Consider the following 16,544-nt stretch of genomic DNA (forward strand, 5'->3'; position numbering starts at 1 on the left):
TTTACAATGAGGAAGGAGACTATTATCGCTGTCCGCAGGGAAAGACCATTCCTTTTACCAAGGAGTTTTTGGATAGCAGGACGCAGACTAGAAAAAAGGAATACCGAGCTCGCAAGCACGTGTGCATCGATTGCCCCATAAGGAGCAGCTGTCTGGGCAAAAGCGCACAGGAAAAGAAGTTCAGCGTTACCTATTACCGTGCAGAGTATCAGCGCAACATTGCGCGGGTCAACAGCCCCCAGGGCAGGTATATGAAGGGCAAAAGGCAGAGTACGGTAGAACCGGTCTTCGGGACGCTCACCCAGTTTATGGGCCTGGGCAAGGTAAACACCCTGGGGCTGGCACAAGCCAACAAATGTATGCACCTCTCGGCAATGGCCTACAACCTCAAAAAATACCTAAAGTTTATCCAAAAACGCACAAAAAGCGGGGCGGGATGCCTTGTTTTTCATTTTTTTTTCAAAACGGCGCTCTACAAAAGCATCCCCTCTTTTTAACGGTTCCAAATTCTGCCCATTCCCAACGCTGAACTAAAAAACAAAATCGCTTAAAGCGGCTTATATGGGTTGGGTTTTTATAAATTATGGGGTTGTGCAACGGTTACCATTGTTACCTGCTGGCTTTTTCCTTTTACGTTTATTGTTTCTTCCAATAACAATAGAAAATAGAATTCCTAAAATCCAATAGAAAAGGAATATTAAATATCCGTGATCTAAAATCAAATCATTGGAATCACTCTCATTAAATATCTCAAACAGAACTCCAATATTTATTGAAAGAAATGGTATAACCACACCAAATAATAAGAAGTTTAAGAAACAGCCTTTCTTCCAATTGAATTCGTTATTCCAATACTTTATTGATAGAAAAATTACTATTGCAATAATTACGTAGTCAAAATATCCTAATATCATTTTTTAGCTTGCAGGTAACGTTGTTGTGTATGGTTAGTTGCGTGGTTAAGCACCTAATTTAGCAAATAAATCACAGATAGAATATTCCGCAGGAATGTTCGTAAGTAGGCTAGACCTAGCAATTAAATATACACGTGGTTGCGCTTTCGTTATTTTTTAATTTCATCTCTAATAAATGAAATCAGTTCATTTATTGATTGTTCTATTTGAATTAGGTTATTTTTATTAAACGATAACATTCCATATATGTCTCTTGATTCAGATGCTAGTTCAAAGTAGTGTTTTTCAAAAAGTTCTGGTGTTGTACTTTGAACAATAGATAGTTCTGGTATAAATTCCGCAACTATTCCAATTTTTTATCTCATTATAGAACCCAATTGATTATGATATTTGTTGTCAATTTGGGAATCTAAATCTTCATAAGCTTTATATTGATAATCGTAAAGATTAATAAGTAACGACTTTATTTTATCGGATTTTATTAAATCAAAACCATTGTTTGAGGTAAGTAAGTTATAAACTCCTGATTTTGGAATAAAACTTCGAGCAGCATAACTAAATTGCATCAAATATTTGTTAAGATTTTCTTCGGTAAGTTCTAAAAGTTCTGCGTTTTTTTTTAATGGAATAATTTTACGTAGTGCTCTCAATCCTATCATATTCCTTTCAATAGTTTTTTGAACAGTAATTGAGTCTTGCTCTAGAGATGTGAGTAAATTGAGGTAGTTTTCATTCGCTAAATTTGTGGCTTGTCTATCCTCATTCCAATTATTAATTGATAATGCTATCAAAATTCCAATTACCACCAGTATTATTTCGCCGATTGCATAAGTCAGATATTTTCCGAACTTATTTTCAGTTAGAGTTTTTTGTCTAATTTTTCTAAAGAATTTTATCATTGGTTAGCGGTTTCTGGTAATTAAGCACAGCGTTTAGGTTATGGTTTCGTTGCGTGTTTGAGTGCGAGGATTTTCCGAAGGAAAATCAGAAGCTAGCAAACAAAGCAACGACCAAACGACTTAACTAAAATAAGCAATGTTTTTTACACGGTGTTACCCAACGTTTTTTTGTCCGCTATTTGGTCAAATAAATTCCAATATTTTTCAAAATCCGTATTGTTGATTTCTGAAGTTTTAAAATGTTTTTTGAAATCTTTTAACATCAAGTTGTTGTCAGTCCAATATCCATAATTATTTTTAAACGGCATTTTCAAAATCACTTGTCCATTTTTATTTAATCCGATTTCGCGTTCAGGGATTCCAGTTTCAAAATCCAATTCAATGAGCCAGTTTTCTACTAGGTCAATTTTATTTTCAAAATCAGGATTCGCTTTGGGAATTATAGAGGTCAAAATTCCGACGATTGCACTTTTAAAAGTCCGTTTAACAATTCCGTCTGATTGAGATTCTTGTTCCGTTTTTGGGGCTTTAAATTGTATGTAAGTGGCTTTTTTCAAATGTTGGGTAACTATTATATATCCGCAATTTACCAAAAAAGTGCTTATATACAACCCAAACAGTATGGTTATGCGCATGTTTAAGAGCTATTGCTTATATACAAGCATAAGGCTGTATATAAGCACTTTTTAAAAACCAAGACCCAAAAGAGATAACAATTTATCCCGCCATATACGTCCCTCACATATAGTATATCTCGTCACTTTTTTACAATGCCAAAAAAAAACCAAAAACCTATAAGGCTTCTTAGCGATATTTATTAATTTCATCTGTATAAAATATTTGATAAATAAGAAGATGGAATGCCCAGAATAATCTTTTCATTTGATTTGAAATTCGGTGATGGGCATTTCATAGGTAGCTAAGAAGATGATTATGAAAACCACAAAAAGACTAGACGCCGCACTGGAAAAATTGTACACCGCTTTCCACAACAACACTCTAAATGCTGAGTGCTGTAATCATTGCGCGGTGGGAAATATTTGCAATAATACCGATAGTTGGAAGCATCTCAGCGACGAACATGGTTCGCTGCAATTGAACTATGTTGGTCTGGTTCACGAAAATTTAGGACGTAAATTTCAAGGCTATTCACCTCTGGAACTCCTAAAAATTGAAGCTGAATTTTTAAAAGGCTGTGGTTATAAACTTCCGTTGAATTACAGAAATACCAAACCAAAAGACCCGACTTCCAAAGAAACCCTCTTTAAAGGCCTTTGTGCTGCAGTTGCAATTTTGTGTTTTCTTGACGGGATAAAAAATGTAATGGATTTTTATCCGCTACTTCAAAAAGAAACCGAAATGCCTCTTTTGGAAACTGCCCAATAAAAAAAACTCCTTTATCGGACTTTGCCATAAAAGAGGTTTAATAACAATTTTTATTTTGGAAATACTAGGTTATTTATCATAAGAAACCCTCCAAATATGGTTTGTAGTGTCATCTGTTATTAACATGGAGCCATCTTTCAATATTACTGCACCCACGGGTCTTCCCCGTACTTCATCTTTATTACCATTAACAATAAAACCCATAAGAAAATCTTCTGGTTTACCAGCAGGTTTGCCATTTTCAAAAGGAATGAAAACCACACGGTAGCCAGACAGAATATCTCTATTCCAAGAGCCGTGCTGTACCACAAATGCTCCGTTTTTGTATTTTTCGGGGAAAGCGTCTGCGGTGTAAAAAACCAAACCAAGAGAAGCCGTATGCGAACCAAGGTCAACATCTGGCACAATGGCTTCTTTCAACCTAACATTTGGCGGTACCGGAATTCTTGGGTCGTAATGGTTACCCCAATACGAATATGGCCAACCATAATACCCGCCTTCTTTTACCGAAGTTAAATAATCAGGCACCAAATTATCACCCAAATCATCGCGTTCGTTAACTGAAGTCCAAAGTGTTTTTGTGGTTGGTTCCCAATCCATTCCAACTGGGTTTCTAAGTCCCGAAGCATACACCTGAAGGTCACTACCATCCGTATTCATTACGAGAATGTTGGCTTTCATCACTTCGTGTTCCATACCCTTTTCGCCTGCATTGTCACCACTGCCTACGGCAATGTATATTTTGGAATTATCTTCATTTGCAATCAAGTTTCGTGTCCAGTGCCTATTTACTTTTCCAGCAGGTAGGTCAGCAATCTTCTCTCCCATGGAAGTGATTTTGGTTTGTCCAGCCTTGTATGGATAGCGCATCACCGCATCGGTATTGGCAACATACAACCAATCATCAATAACGAGCATCCCAAATGGTTGATTGAGGCCTTCTTTTTTAGTGAGTAATGTTTCGCGAACGTCGGGCTTACCATTATTATCGGTATCACGCAAAATCGTGATTACATCTGCACTGTGTTTTAAGTTGTTTGAACCCCCAGCACCAATGATAGTAGCTCCTATTTGCTTCGGAATACTGTAATTACTATTACTTTCAGCAACTAAAACGTCTCCATTTGAGGTAACATACATCCAGCGCGGGTTTTGAAAACCATCAGCATATTTAGTAACTGTAAACCCTTCCGGTGCCTTTGGAGTTTCTCCTTCTTTCCAACCAATTACGTTGGAATAATTTGAGACAGATTTTGTTTCAAAGGGATCAGGAAGCTGTTTCTCATCTTTAATTTGTGAAAAAAGTGAAATTGGAACAATAATTAAAACGAAAAGCAAGAAATGAATTTTCATAATTTGTTCTTTTGGGTTGCTTAATAAATTGATTAGCTTTTTCTTATATGAAATATATTATTTTGCTGAAGAAGTCTATCTTAAGAAACTGTTATACTTTTAAATATTGAAAAATGATGTGCTTCCAAAGCATTTCACTTTTATAAATTTGCACTATGAAAACCGATATATTTAAAAATATTCGCCCCGCCCGTCCCGAAGATTATAAACAGGTAGCTCCATTGATAATCCAGGCAATGGAAGACTTGGCCTGTACCTTTGCCAATACTGAAGATCCACCAATGGCCATTCCACTTTTTGAGCATTTTTTTCAACAAAAAGCCAATCAATATAGCTTTGAGCATACGCTGGTTTATGAAGAAATGAGGAATGTCATGGGCTCCATTACGTTTTATGATGGCTCATTGTTATCCCAATACCGGCAACCATTTCTAGAGTATATAGCCGAAAAATACAAGGTTACAGATTTAGTAATTGAAGATGAAACCGAATCGAAGGAAGTATATATAGACACGGTAAGCGTTTCCGCCAAGCATCAAGGAAAAGGAATTGGCAAACAATTATTGGCTGCAGCAATAAATCAAGCCAAAAAAGGCAGCCAAAAAAAGATTGGGCTTTTGGTAGATTTAAAAAACCCCAGCGCCAAAAAACTGTATTCGGCATTGGGGTTTGAAAGTGTGGGTAAAAAGCAACTTGGCAATAGTGTTTACGAACACTTGCAACTCAAGTTGTAATTATTTATGGATTGTCAACGCTTGCATCGCGAGCAAGATCTGCATCGTCTTCTTGGTCCCCAATTTTAGTGTCCAAATAAAGCAAGGATTCACTTGTTGCTTTATCACCTCCAGCAATTTTCAATTTGTCCAAAAGATCCATTACTAAGGTTTCTTCTTCTATTTGTTCTTTCACGAACCATTGACCAAAATTCCACGTTGCCCAATCTTTTTCTTCTTGGGAAAGGTTTACTATTCCATAAATGGCAGTAGTGTTGTCTACTTCGTGCTGAAATATTTTCTCGAAACATTCCTGAAGGTTTTTTGGATCTTTTGGCGGAGCTGATAAAGCCGAAATCTTGGATTTTCCACCGCGTTCCTGAATATACTCAATCACCTTCATCATATGGTTGCGTTCTTCGCCAGAATGTCTGAAAAGAAGATTTGCAATACCTGCATATCCCTCACTGTCCGCCCAAATGGCATAGGAAAGATAAATCTGCGCTGCGTTGGCTTCTTGTGTAACTTGTTTGTTTAAAACGTCTTCAATTTTTTTTGAAAGTCTGTTAGTGTCCATAATATTGTTTTACCCCTAAATTACATATTGTTAAACACACAGCGTGTTGCCTTAACATTACATTAGTGCAATTTTTTATGAATAGAATGATTTTAGGAATATAATTGGTTCAATACCACCAGTGATTTTGGTTTTTGATAGCCTTGCACATGAAAACTGTAATACCCCAAGATAAGTTCCAACAGATTATGTCGGTCTTTTTTTGAAAGCTTTATAGTGTTTAAAGTTTCCAGATTTACTCCGAAGAACTTTTTAAAATTTTCTATCTGTGGTCCTTGCAAACAATAGTTGCTTGTGTTTATAGCTTGAAAATTGCCATCCATTATGTTGAAATATGATTCATCAATATTTGAAGCATCTGGATAAAACCCCAAATGCATACTTAATTGCAACAAAAAGAAAATGTGAAAATTGGCTACTTCATCACTTTGGTCAAGCCACTGGAAAGATTGTTCCAAAAAAGTATAAAGTTCTTGATTGGGTTCTTCCTCGCGGATGCAGTTTTTGAGCATTTCAGACAAAAACATAACCAAGCCAGATTTTACGATATTTGTATGCAGTGTTTGATAGGGATAAAATACTTTTGCTTCCTTAATAAATTCAAGTCTGCCCTTATTTTTGTGTTCTGCAATAAGTTCCAACTGGGTGAGGGGCTGAAAATAAGATGCTTTTAGCTTGCCTTTTTTTGATTTTAGAATGTTTCGCAGCAAATAGCTTTTTATTCCCGCAACTTCGGTATAACAACTAGCAATGAGATCTGCTTCGGAATATTTTATGGCTGAAAATACAATGGCTTTGGTAGCGACAACCATCAGCGGATAATCATTATTTTTGAGACTTTGGTTTCCAAATTATCATCTGTGGTAACCAATACCAAATAAACGCCTGAACGAACTTTATACTTCCCAAAAGCTGTAGTGTCCCACAGAACGCTTCCTCCTTCTGAGGTTTCTTCAAAAACAAGACTTCCGTTAATGTCGGTTATTTTTACGTTTGCCCGAGCCGTAAGGCCATCTATGGTTACGTTTCCATAAAATCCAGGTCGTACTGGGTTGGGGAATGCATGTACATTTTCCAAATTATCACTGGGTGCGGTGGCGCTTCCTTTATAAGCCACAAGACCTTGTGTGGTTGCAAAATAAACGACCCCCGTAAAAGGGTCAATCGCTATATCCTGAACGTTATTAGTGGGCAATGGCGAATTGTCTTTTGTGAAACGCAGCAAGGTTTCCTGCCCGTTCGGTGACAAATAAAACACTCCGGAAGTAGCCGTGGCAATCCATTTGTTATTGGAACCATCCACTTTAATACTTGTTATGGATTGCTCATACAAAAGTTCTTGTGCCACACCATTTTCAAGAATAATAATTGCTTGTGATTCTGGTGCTGATCCATCCTCAAAAATGCTTCCGGGACTATAGAGTATTCTGAGTCCTTTAAGTGTGCCTATCCACAATCTGTTCTGGCTGTCAAATGCTAACGCCCTAACACTTGAGGAAGGTAAATTACCATTACCCGAACCTTCTCCTATTTTGTTAAATTTATTGACATTAGCGTTATAGCCTATCACTCCATTTTCATATGTTCCAAAAAAAACATAGTTTTCTCGGCTCAAAGCTAGTTTGGTTAAAGCCAAATCACTTACTGGATTGAAAAAAACTGAAACATCTGTTTTTTGAAACTGTCCGTTTGGTGTTAATTTAATAAGACCTTCGTCCAGCTTGCTCTGCACAAACCACAGATTGCCCTGATTGTCAAATTGTGAACCATATAATCTTATCCCAGCATCAGCTGTTCCTCCGCCTGGTAATGGGAGAAAGACTCTTTCCAATGGGCTATTGGTGTCGTCGTAAAGAACCGTAGGTACATCATCAACAATTTTAAGGAGTCCAGCTTGAAAAGAGCTCATATACACCTCATTAGGTGCTTGGGGATTAATTGTTACTTTTATTAAATCGGATGGCTTTCCTGCAACACTTGCATCCAAATCTTCGTATGAAATATTTGTCCATAAAGTATCACTCAAATGACTTACACCAAACTCTGAAAGAGGGTATGGATTAAAATCACGATCTACTTCACCAAAACTCACCCATAATTGTCCAGGTGTTGCATCGAGTGCAAATGGCTTATTTCTAATAGGTCCATTTGGTAATACCTGTGTGGCCTGCATACTTCCAAAAGGAACAATTAATAGTCCATCTTCTGCAGTACCCAAATAGAAGTTATTTCCAAAGCCATAACCAGACTGAAGGTCTAGCTCAAAGTCTAGAACATTCGTCACTGAGGATTGCTGTACAAATCCATCAGAATAGGCGTAGATTCCTTTTTTTGTGGTAATGGTCAATAAATCAGCTGCAAGCCTGAATTTTTGCACTTCAGAACTAAAAGTTTGAACAACAGTTGTATTTCCTTGAGGCGTAAACCGCAAAATAGAATTCGATCTGTTTGAAACATAAAGCTCGTTACCCAATTTTTCCATAGCTCTGAAACCTCCGCCCATAATGGTGGTCCAGTTTTGGTAATCAATCAAATTATCATCTGCCACCATAGCTCTGCGCATACCGTTACCAGCACTGGCCGCAAAAATATAAGGTTCCTGCACGGTTGTCTGCACAATGTTTATCTGGCTTCCACCATCCCCGATGAAATAAGTATCGCCAAACTCCAATCTCTCAAGATCATATACCGATATACCATATTCTGTGGCAATATAAATCTTACCATTGTATTCGTTGAAATTGTTGATGCGTTTTCTGTCGGGCGGAATGGTTTGCTTTTCGAAAATATCAACCACTTTCAAGATGTTTTCTTCACCGTCTTTCACAATATCTATCAGTCCGTTTTCATAGCCAATAATCAACAATTTAAAAGCTTCACTGTAATGAATTGTAGTAATGAATTCCCCCGAGAGCCCATTAACGGTAGATAAGGTTTTAATTTTTTGCGTAGAAAGATTATAAGTAAACACCGCATTTTCGGCACCCACAAAAATTTTGTTATCGCCCTGCGAAATGTCTTTCACAGAAACATAGGAGAAATGTCCCGTCCAACGGTCTTCGAAATTCTGGGCGATTGCCAGAAACGGAATGAGTAGAAGAAAAGCAATGATCCACCGCTTCATATAAAACTGGTTTTGTTTATTAACACGCTAAAATACTATTTATTGCTGTATATGAATGAAAAAGCCTTTCCATATCCTTCATAATATAAAAAGATATTCGGAAAGGCTTTAGCCTTATTTTGAATTTTGAACCGGTTAAACTACTCCTTGGGCAAGCATTGCATCGGCTACTTTTACAAAGCCTGCAATATTTGCTCCTTTTACGTAATCCACATAACCGTCACCGTCTTTACCGTATTGTACGCAAGCGGCGTGAATGTCGTTCATAATATTGTGAAGCTTTTCATCAACTTCTGGAGCGGTCCAGCTTAATCGCAAAGAGTTTTGAGACATTTCCAAACCTGAGGTTGCAACCCCACCTGCATTTGAAGCTTTTCCGGGGGAGAACAAAATCTTCGCTTTTTGAAATGCTTCAATAGCTTCTGGTGTGCAAGGCATATTGGCTCCTTCGCCTACGCAAGTACATCCGTTCTTTAAAAGCATATTGGCTTCTTCACCGTCCAATTCATTTTGTGTGGCACAAGGAAGTGCAATATCGCATTTCACTTCCCACGGACGTTTTCCTTCAACATATTTTGCGCCAGTATATTTTTTTGTGTATTCTGAAATTCGGCCGCGTCTTTCGTTTTTCAAATCCATTACGAAAGCAAGTTTTTCTGCGTTAATACCTTCGGAATCATAAATATAACCAGCAGAATCTGAAAATGTAACTACTTTTCCACCAAACTCTATTGCTTTTTCGGCGGCATATTGTGCAACGTTTCCAGAGCCAGAAATAACTACTGTCTTTCCTTTAAAGCTTTCGCCTTTGGTTGCAAGCATGTTTTTTGCGAAGTAAACATTTCCATAGCCCGTGGCTTCAGGACGAATAAGTGAACCACCGTAAGAACGGCCTTTTCCGGTTAGTACTCCGGTAAATTCGTTACGAATACGTTTGTACTGGCCAAACATAAAGCCAATTTCGCGACCACCTACACCAATATCTCCAGCGGGAACGTCGGTATCTGGGCCAATATATCTTGATAGTTCTGTCATAAAACTTTGACAGAAACGCATCACTTCATTATCGCTCTTTCCTTTTGGGTCAAAGTTGGAGCCACCTTTTCCACCTCCCATTGGAAGCGTAGTCAAGCTGTTTTTAAAAGTTTGTTCAAACCCTAAAAATTTAAGAATACTAAGGTTTACGGAAGGGTGAAAACGCAAGCCTCCTTTGTATGGCCCGATGGCAGAATTAAATTGAATTCTGTAACCCTTGTTTACGTGAATTTCACCTTTGTCATCCGTCCATGGAACACGAAAAAGTATGGTGCGCTCAGGCTCTACCATACGTTCCAACAGTTTTTTGTTGGCATATTTTTCGTTTTTTTCAATAAAAGGGATTACTGTTTCGGCAACCTCGGTTACCGCCTGAAGAAATTCAGGTTCATTGGGATTGAGTTTTTCGACTTCAGAAATGAAATCCTTTATACTTTGCTTCATCGGTTATAATTTTATTTTACTTTTAGCGAATTTCCTTATTTACTGGATGTTAGAATGTGTTTTACTGAATACATTTCAAAAAAAAATGTTTAAAAAGCACATTAAATTAAACAATTACATAAGGAAGGCACAAATATAAGCGTTATGATAAAAACAGTGTGCAATTTTTTACAAATAAGCTAAATAGTATTATTAAATTTCGCTGTTAAACATGTTTTTATATATTTGTTGTGTCTCAAACTAAACCTATTTTTATAATGAATACCAGAATTTTACTATTGGTATTTTTCTTGTTGGTCTTAACAAAGCAAGAAGTTTACAGTCAGCTTGGCTTTTCTCACGAGGTGGGTTTAATTACAGGGCCCGTAGTTTTCTATTCAGATTTTGGTCAGCGTAATAATTTTGAAACCAATGCTAAAAACACTGGTTTTGGAGTTGGTCTTATCCATTATCTCAATTTTTCGTATCGTGCAGATTGTAATTGCTACACCCGCGATAAGTATTTTAACGATCACTTTAAGATCCGTAATGAGATTGACTACCACAAAACAAATCTGGAGCATTTTGGTCGTTGGGTAGAAGCTGACCAAACTTCTTTGTTTGCAGATCAACTTCGTGCCATGAGCGGTTCTGTTACTGTTTTTGAAATTGGGTCACAGTTGGAATATTTTCCTTTTAGCATCCGTGATTTTGCTGCGGGCGCTTATAAAATTGCACCCTTTATGAGCTTTGGGGTACATTGGGTAAGTTATAGCTCTGAGGTTACCTCTTCCTTGGGACCTTTAAACACTCCTATATCTACGCCGGATAAATACTATAATTCCTTTCAACAGGGACCTGCTTCCACTTGGGCCGTTGTAGGCAGCGTTGGTATTCGTTACAAATTAACCCCGTTGAGCGATTTGATGCTGGACAGTCGCTGGGAGCATTACTTTTCAGATTATGTGGACGGTCTTAATCCAACACTTGAAAACAACGGAACAACGCCAGTTCCCGAAAACAAAGCCAATGAGTGGATTTATTGGTTAAATATTGGGTATATTTATTATATAGATTAAAGATTTTTTAAAATATAAAAACGGGTCAGATTCTAAATAATCTGACCCGTTTTGTTTTCTATAAACTGATTGAACTATCCTATCGCCTGTTTCAAATCTGCAATTAAATCTTCTATATCTTCAATACCCACGGAAAGACGAATCAACGAATCAACAATACCTGTTTTTTCGCGTTCTTCCTTCGGAATGCTAGCGTGGGTCATACTTGCAGGATGGCCTGCAAGGCTTTCCACCCCGCCCAAGCTTTCTGCCAATGTGAAGATTTTTAAATTTTCTACTATCTTGATGGCTTCATCATAGTTATTTCCCTTGGTTACAAATGAAATCATCCCGCCAAAATCCCTCATTTGTTCTTTTGCAATATTATGATTTGGATGGCTTTCAAAACCAGGCCAATATACTTTTTCAATTTTTGAATGCTTTGTCAAATATTCCGCAACGGCTTTCCCATTTTCACAATGGCGTTGCATGCGGATGTGAAGCGTCTTCAAACCTCTCAAAACAAGAAAACTATCCTGCGGTCCACAAATAGCACCACTTGCGTTTTGGATAAAATAAAGTCTTTCCGCAAGATCTTTATCTTTTACAATTAAAGCGCCCATAACCACATCACTATGCCCACCAAGGTATTTTGTGGCGCTGTGCATCACTATATCTGCACCCATTTCCAATGGTTGTTGCAAATAAGGTGTTGCAAAAGTGTTGTCAACCGCAAGTAGAACTTTGTGTTTTTTAGCAATTGAAGCCGCCTTTTTAATGTCTATGATGTTCATCATTGGGTTGGTTGGAGTTTCCACCCAAATGAGTTTGGTTTTATCAGTTACGTAATCTTCAATTTTATCGGCATTTTCCATTCCGATGAAATGGAACTTTATACCAAAGCCTTCAAAAATCTTGGTGAACAAACGGTAGGTTCCACCATAAAGATCGTTGGTAGAAATTACCTCATCGCCAGGTTTTAAAAGCTTCATTACGGCATCAATTGCTGCAAGACCGCTTCCAAAGGCAATTCCGAATTCGCCGTTTTCAATACTGGCAAAAGCGCGCTCCAAAGCAGCACGTGTTGGATTGCCGCTACGCGAATACTGAAAACCTTTGTGACCACCTGGAGTGGTTTGCGAATAAGTTGAAGTTTGATAAATTGGTGGCATAACAGAACCATAAGCCGGATCTACATTATGCTGCCCGCCGTGTATTGTTTTGGTGTTGAATTTCATCTGTATATAATATTTGAGAAATAAGAAGATGGAATACCCAAATATACATCTTCAATTAATTTATAATTCATTGATGGCCATTCCATATAAATGAATATTAATTTAAATAACAAAAAGTAATATTAAGACTATATTTTATCATTTAATATAACTTTCACAATCGCTGATTTTAAAGTTATTACTTTTGAAATGCAAATGTAAAAGTTTCATTTGTGATAGCTAACCATCTATTCCTTTTAACGTATGAATAACAAAATTGCGGTCGTAACAATAATTGCGCTTATAATCGTGAGTTGCGACCAAGAAAAAAATATTGAGTTTTCTTCGGAAAGCTTTACAGAAAAGGAGCTTTCCATTTGCACCAATAGCAAATGTCCCGAAGTTACTATCAACTATGTGGAAGTTTTTGGCGATGATGGCGTTTCTGAAAAAATAAACAAGAAGATTAAAAACTTCATCTTCAGTTCGCTTTTAATGGGTGAAGACACCATTCCAACTGCCAGAACAATACAAGAAGCAGCAACTGGTTTTATTGAAGCTTACAATGCTGATAAAACGCAATTCCCCGATATGGCTGGGGAGTATTTTGCTGAAATCTCTGTGAATGAAATTTACAGTTCAAAAGGGCATCTTTGTTTTGAAATGCGGCAATACCTTTTCACTGGTGGTGCTCACGGATATGGCACCACTTCATTTCTAAACATTGATCCAAAAACCGGGGACGAGCTCAATTCAAATGAGCTTTTTAAAAACAACAAAGAGTTCACTGCTTTCGCGGAAAAGAAATTTCGTGCAGAACAAAAAATAGCAAAAGATCAATCAATTAATGACAATGGGTTTTGGTTTGAGAATGACGATTTCTATCTTCCCGAAAGTGTCGGTTTTACACAGGACAGTCTCATATTTGTTTACAACCAATACGATATTGCCAGCTATGCAGATGGCCCGATAGAACTAAAAATAGCTATGAAAGAAGCCAAGCCTTTCCTAAGTATTGATTAGTTTTGGGCTATGCAAAAAGTATATTATTTATCAACCTGTGATACCTGTAAACGTGTGATGGACGAAATAGAAATTCCATCATCTTTCATAAAACAGGATCTAAAAGTACAGGGAATTACAGAAAAAGAATTGAATGAACTTTTCAACCTAACTGATAGCTTTGAAGCGCTTTTCAGCCGCAGGGCAAAGCTCTATAAAGAGCGAAGTTTAAAAGATGAAAATCTTTTGGAGGAAAATTACAAAGGACTCATTTTGGAGCACTATACTTTTTTGAAGCGTCCCGTAATTGTAAACAACGATAAAATTTTTATTGGCAGTAGCCCAAAAACGGTTGCGGAAGCAAAAAAATCCATCCATAATAATTGACAAACCAACGCATCTTTGCGCTTTTGGCGGCAACCACTGCCAGCACCATCTATGGTATAAACCATACGATTGCAAAAGGACTGATGCCAGATGTAATTCAGCCGTTCGGCTTTATATTATTGCGGGTTTCGGGGGCAGCAGTGATTTTTTGGATACTAAGTTTGTTCTTCCCTTCAGAAAAAATTGAGCGTCGCGATTGGTTTCGTTTTGTAATCTGCGCGTTCTTCGGAATGGTTTTAAATATGCTTGCCTTCTTTAAGGGATTAAGCCTTTCCACACCCATCAATAGTTCCGTTATTATAACACTGTCACCCGTTTTGTTATTGGTACTCGCCGCATTTATTTTAAGGGAACGGATAACTTGGGTGAAAAGTCTGGGTATCTTTCTAGGGCTTTGCGGAGCTTTGGTTTTAATCCTCTTTGGAATGAAAGAACAACCAAATGCCCCAAATATTCCGCTCGGAAACCTACTGTTTATAGTAAATGCAACCTCCTATTCTATCTATTTGATTTTAGTGAAACCCTTAGTGCCAAAATACAGTTCCATTACTTTAATGAAGTTTCTCTTTCTGTTTGCATTCCTAATAAATCTGCCAATCGGAATTTCAGAATTTACTGAAGTAGCTTGGACGAGCCTTCCTTTCGAGGACCTTTGGAAACTGGCCTTTGTGGTAATCTGCACAACGGTTATGACCTATCTTCTAAATATTTACGCGTTAAAACAACTGAGCCCTTCAACCATAGGTGCATTTATTTATTTGCAACCAGTAATTGCGGTGATTTTTGCTGTAATAGTTGGCGCAGATAGTCTCACTTCATTAAGAATTGGCGCAGCAGCATTAATATTTTTGGGTGTTTACCTTTCCACAATAAAACGTGCCCGTAAATTTTCAGATTAAAGATCTATTGGACGCTGACTGTATTTTCGGGTGTTTTCTTTAGTAAGAATTCTGAAATCATCCGTCTTTTCCAATGAATTGAATTTATCATAAAACTCCTTCGGAAGTTCCACGAGCTTTCGTTCTTTTAAATCAATCCATCCGCCCATCATTTCGCAGCGGGCATAGTTTTTACCTTTCTCATCGTAGAAATTATGCAGAAATTCAAAATATGTCCCGTCTTCAGACAATCCTTTTAATTGGAGTGAAACAGTAACCGGTTTCCCAGGAAAAAATTCACGGAAATAATACATATGCTCATAAAAAGCCACCGGCCCCAAATTGTACTCCGCTAAATGCCGTTGATCCATTCCGCTTTCCATCAAAAAACTCATACGGGTGTGACTCATGTAATCTATATACGCGCTATTGCGAAGATGCCGATTGGCATCCACATCACTCCAGCGTATTTCAAATTGTTTTGTGTACATCTTCAAATTTTTCTACAAATTTAGAGTACTTTTGTTATGCAAGCATAATAAATGTGTTTAGTTTCTGTTAAAATTTCTTTTAGAAAATGCCGCTAATTAAAAGCAATTACAAACCTTTATTTCCCTTTAAAAATGGACACTTCTCAACTATTTATTCTGCGAAACTTCGCCCTTCACCCAATTTAGTCCAACAACGAGAACGCTTGCAATTGCCAGACGGCGATTTTATGGATATCGATTGGTCCTTTGCCAATAAGCCGTCGCGGAAAGTTGCAATCCTGCTCCACGGTCTCGAAGGTAACGCCCAGCGAACCTATATGAAGGGGCAAGCCAGAATTTTAAATCAAAACGGTTGGGATGCAGCAGCCGTAAATTTTCGGGGCTGTAGCGGTGAAGATAATCTTTCCTATCAATCCTATAACGCAGGAAAAACTGACGATTTGGAAGCGATTATTAATCATATTCTTAAAAAAGACAAATACACCGAAATAACTTTAGTAGGTTTTAGTTTGGGGGGCAATTTACTTTTAAAGTATTTGGGAGAACGCGAATCTTTTCCGAAGGAAATTAAAAAAGCCGTAGCCATTTCAACCCCTTTAAGTTTAAAGGGTTCTTTGGAATCATTAAATGAGTTTTCCAATTGGGTTTATAGAAATTCCTTTTTGTTCGATCTTCGGAAAAAGTACAAAACCAAAATGAAGGATTTCCCTGAAAAAATGACGGCTTCAGATTATAAAAAAATCACCTCCCTTTTGGAGTTCGATAATATTTATACCGCCCCAGCACACGGTTTTAAAGATGCTTTAGATTATTACGAAAAGAACAGCAGCCTACAGTTTCTTCCGAATATCCAAATTCCTGTCTTTATTTTGAATTCCGAAAACGACAGTTTCCTTTCTTCGGAATGTTATCCAACAGAATTGGTTTCAACTATGAAAAACCTCCACCTCGAAATTCCAAAATACGGCGGCCACGTGGGTTTTCATCAAACAAATAAATTGTATTACAGTGAAAAACGTGCGGTGCAATTCTTGAATGAATAATTCAGTTTAAAACCCTCACGCCTCAAACCCACAACCTACCGCCT

Annotated in this window: 18 protein-coding genes; 8 read left to right on the forward strand and 10 right to left on the reverse strand. The window is 37.5% G+C overall.

Features of this window, described 5'->3' with window-relative positions:
• Positions 1 to 497, forward strand: a 497-nt coding sequence (locus tag ESU54_RS00005; RefSeq protein ID WP_249041323.1) for a transposase, incomplete at its 5' end; no start/stop codon positions are given.
• Between the two features lie 84 nt (positions 498 to 581).
• On the opposite strand, the gene ESU54_RS00010 is transcribed toward ESU54_RS00005, so the two are convergent.
• From ESU54_RS00010 to ESU54_RS00020, 3 genes are all read right to left on the reverse strand, one after another.
• Positions 582 to 914 (reverse strand): hypothetical protein, encoded by a 333-nt coding sequence (locus ESU54_RS00010; protein WP_146848063.1) that lies wholly within the window; start codon positions 912 to 914, stop codon positions 582 to 584.
• Between the two features lie 356 nt (positions 915 to 1,270).
• A complete protein-coding gene (locus tag ESU54_RS00015; RefSeq protein ID WP_146848065.1) occupies positions 1,271 to 1,813 on the reverse strand; it encodes a DUF6090 family protein in 543 nt (180 codons plus the stop codon).
• A gap of 143 nt (positions 1,814 to 1,956) precedes the next feature.
• Positions 1,957 to 2,448 carry a hypothetical protein gene (locus ESU54_RS00020; protein WP_111843155.1) on the reverse strand — a complete coding sequence of 164 codons (492 nt, stop codon included), beginning with the start codon at positions 2,446 to 2,448 and terminating at the stop codon, positions 1,957 to 1,959.
• A gap of 298 nt (positions 2,449 to 2,746) precedes the next feature.
• On the opposite strand from ESU54_RS00020, the gene ESU54_RS00025 reads away from it, so the two are divergent.
• On the forward strand, positions 2,747 to 3,199 hold the full coding sequence (locus tag ESU54_RS00025; protein ID WP_111843154.1) for a Na(+)-translocating NADH-quinone reductase subunit F: 453 nt from the start codon (positions 2,747 to 2,749) through the stop codon (positions 3,197 to 3,199).
• 69 nt (positions 3,200 to 3,268) lie between these two features.
• Here ESU54_RS00025 and ESU54_RS00030 read toward each other — a convergent pair whose 3' ends face one another.
• Positions 3,269 to 4,552: a PQQ-dependent sugar dehydrogenase gene (locus ESU54_RS00030; RefSeq protein WP_111843153.1), complete on the reverse strand. Its 1,284-nt coding sequence runs from the start codon at positions 4,550 to 4,552 to the stop codon at positions 3,269 to 3,271.
• A gap of 155 nt (positions 4,553 to 4,707) precedes the next feature.
• Between ESU54_RS00030 and ESU54_RS00035 the strand changes: the two genes are divergently transcribed.
• Entirely contained in the window at positions 4,708 to 5,286 is a 579-nt protein-coding gene (locus tag ESU54_RS00035; RefSeq protein ID WP_111843152.1) for a GNAT family N-acetyltransferase, read from the forward strand.
• A 4-nt stretch (positions 5,287 to 5,290) separates the two neighbouring features.
• On the opposite strand, the gene ESU54_RS00040 is transcribed toward ESU54_RS00035, so the two are convergent.
• From ESU54_RS00040 to gdhA, 4 genes are all read right to left on the reverse strand, one after another.
• Positions 5,291 to 5,842, reverse strand: a complete 552-nt coding sequence (locus ESU54_RS00040; protein ID WP_111843151.1) for a ferritin — start codon at positions 5,840 to 5,842, stop codon at positions 5,291 to 5,293.
• Positions 5,843 to 5,934: 92 nt separating this feature from the next.
• The gene (gene recO, locus ESU54_RS00045) at positions 5,935 to 6,654 is read right to left on the reverse strand and encodes a DNA repair protein RecO (protein WP_111843150.1); all 720 of its coding nucleotides are present in this window, start codon (positions 6,652 to 6,654) and stop codon (positions 5,935 to 5,937) included.
• Positions 6,654 to 8,966, reverse strand: a complete 2,313-nt coding sequence (porZ, locus tag ESU54_RS00050) for a type IX secretion system anionic LPS delivery protein PorZ (protein ID WP_111843149.1) — start codon at positions 8,964 to 8,966, stop codon at positions 6,654 to 6,656. Before porZ ends, recO begins: the two co-directional genes overlap by 1 nt.
• A gap of 135 nt (positions 8,967 to 9,101) precedes the next feature.
• Positions 9,102 to 10,445 carry an NADP-specific glutamate dehydrogenase gene (gene gdhA / locus ESU54_RS00055; protein WP_111843148.1) on the reverse strand — a complete coding sequence of 448 codons (1,344 nt, stop codon included), beginning with the start codon at positions 10,443 to 10,445 and terminating at the stop codon, positions 9,102 to 9,104.
• A gap of 257 nt (positions 10,446 to 10,702) precedes the next feature.
• On the opposite strand from gdhA, the gene ESU54_RS00060 reads away from it, so the two are divergent.
• Entirely contained in the window at positions 10,703 to 11,503 is an 801-nt protein-coding gene (locus ESU54_RS00060) for a THC0290_0291 family protein (protein ID WP_111843147.1), read from the forward strand.
• Between the two features lie 74 nt (positions 11,504 to 11,577).
• On the opposite strand, the gene ESU54_RS00065 is transcribed toward ESU54_RS00060, so the two are convergent.
• Positions 11,578 to 12,720 (reverse strand): cystathionine gamma-synthase, encoded by a 1,143-nt coding sequence (locus ESU54_RS00065; RefSeq protein ID WP_111843146.1) that lies wholly within the window; start codon positions 12,718 to 12,720, stop codon positions 11,578 to 11,580.
• Positions 12,721 to 12,963: 243 nt separating this feature from the next.
• Here ESU54_RS00065 and ESU54_RS00070 point away from each other — a divergent pair, with 243 nt between their 5' ends.
• Genes ESU54_RS00070 through ESU54_RS00080 form a run of 3 tightly spaced genes read left to right on the forward strand, consistent with a single transcriptional unit; the run spans position 12,964 to position 14,987 of the window.
• Complete coding sequence (locus tag ESU54_RS00070) at positions 12,964 to 13,722, forward strand: DUF3298 and DUF4163 domain-containing protein (RefSeq protein WP_111843145.1); 759 nt, start codon at positions 12,964 to 12,966, stop codon at positions 13,720 to 13,722.
• 9 nt (positions 13,723 to 13,731) lie between these two features.
• Positions 13,732 to 14,088, forward strand: coding sequence for an arsenate reductase family protein (locus ESU54_RS00075; RefSeq protein ID WP_111843144.1), 357 nt, complete (start codon positions 13,732 to 13,734; stop codon positions 14,086 to 14,088).
• Positions 14,085 to 14,987: a DMT family transporter gene (locus ESU54_RS00080; RefSeq protein ID WP_111843143.1), complete on the forward strand. Its 903-nt coding sequence runs from the start codon at positions 14,085 to 14,087 to the stop codon at positions 14,985 to 14,987. The genes ESU54_RS00075 and ESU54_RS00080 overlap by 4 nt, the downstream gene beginning before the upstream one ends.
• Here ESU54_RS00080 and ESU54_RS00085 read toward each other — a convergent pair.
• Positions 14,984 to 15,457 (reverse strand): acyl-CoA thioesterase, encoded by a 474-nt coding sequence (locus ESU54_RS00085; RefSeq protein ID WP_111843142.1) that lies wholly within the window; start codon positions 15,455 to 15,457, stop codon positions 14,984 to 14,986. The genes ESU54_RS00080 and ESU54_RS00085 overlap by 4 nt on opposite strands.
• 86 nt (positions 15,458 to 15,543) lie before the next feature.
• Here ESU54_RS00085 and ESU54_RS00090 point away from each other — a divergent pair, with 86 nt between their 5' ends.
• Complete coding sequence (locus ESU54_RS00090) at positions 15,544 to 16,500, forward strand: YheT family hydrolase (RefSeq protein ID WP_111843141.1); 957 nt, start codon at positions 15,544 to 15,546, stop codon at positions 16,498 to 16,500.
• The last annotated feature ends 44 nt before the right edge of the window (positions 16,501 to 16,544 follow it).

The sequence above is a fragment of the Aequorivita antarctica genome (assembly GCF_007997155.1).
GTDB classification, from domain to species: Bacteria; Bacteroidota; Bacteroidia; order Flavobacteriales; family Flavobacteriaceae; genus Aequorivita; species Aequorivita antarctica.

Bases quoted from the DNA above. Each gene is read 5' to 3' on its own strand.
- ESU54_RS00070 (WP_111843145.1), top strand. From the start codon at position 12,964: ATGAATAACAAAATTGCGGTCGTAACAATAATTGCGCTTATAATCGTG.
- ESU54_RS00025 (WP_111843154.1), top strand. From the start codon at position 2,747: ATGAAAACCACAAAAAGACTAGACGCCGCACTGGAAAAATTGTACACC.
- ESU54_RS00065 (WP_111843146.1), bottom strand. From the start codon at position 12,720: ATGAAATTCAACACCAAAACAATACACGGCGGGCAGCATAATGTAGAT.
- gdhA (WP_111843148.1), bottom strand. From the start codon at position 10,445: ATGAAGCAAAGTATAAAGGATTTCATTTCTGAAGTCGAAAAACTCAAT.
- ESU54_RS00015 (WP_146848065.1), bottom strand. From the start codon at position 1,813: ATGATAAAATTCTTTAGAAAAATTAGACAAAAAACTCTAACTGAAAAT.
- ESU54_RS00020 (WP_111843155.1), bottom strand. From the start codon at position 2,448: ATGCGCATAACCATACTGTTTGGGTTGTATATAAGCACTTTTTTGGTA.
- porZ (WP_111843149.1), bottom strand. From the start codon at position 8,966: ATGAAGCGGTGGATCATTGCTTTTCTTCTACTCATTCCGTTTCTGGCA.
- ESU54_RS00030 (WP_111843153.1), bottom strand. From the start codon at position 4,552: ATGAAAATTCATTTCTTGCTTTTCGTTTTAATTATTGTTCCAATTTCA.
- ESU54_RS00085 (WP_111843142.1), bottom strand. From the start codon at position 15,457: ATGTACACAAAACAATTTGAAATACGCTGGAGTGATGTGGATGCCAAT.
- ESU54_RS00035 (WP_111843152.1), top strand. From the start codon at position 4,708: ATGAAAACCGATATATTTAAAAATATTCGCCCCGCCCGTCCCGAAGAT.
- ESU54_RS00040 (WP_111843151.1), bottom strand. From the start codon at position 5,842: ATGGACACTAACAGACTTTCAAAAAAAATTGAAGACGTTTTAAACAAA.
- ESU54_RS00010 (WP_146848063.1), bottom strand. From the start codon at position 914: ATGATATTAGGATATTTTGACTACGTAATTATTGCAATAGTAATTTTT.
- recO (WP_111843150.1), bottom strand. From the start codon at position 6,654: ATGGTTGTCGCTACCAAAGCCATTGTATTTTCAGCCATAAAATATTCC.
- ESU54_RS00090 (WP_111843141.1), top strand. From the start codon at position 15,544: ATGCCGCTAATTAAAAGCAATTACAAACCTTTATTTCCCTTTAAAAAT.
- ESU54_RS00075 (WP_111843144.1), top strand. From the start codon at position 13,732: ATGCAAAAAGTATATTATTTATCAACCTGTGATACCTGTAAACGTGTG.
- ESU54_RS00060 (WP_111843147.1), top strand. From the start codon at position 10,703: ATGAATACCAGAATTTTACTATTGGTATTTTTCTTGTTGGTCTTAACA.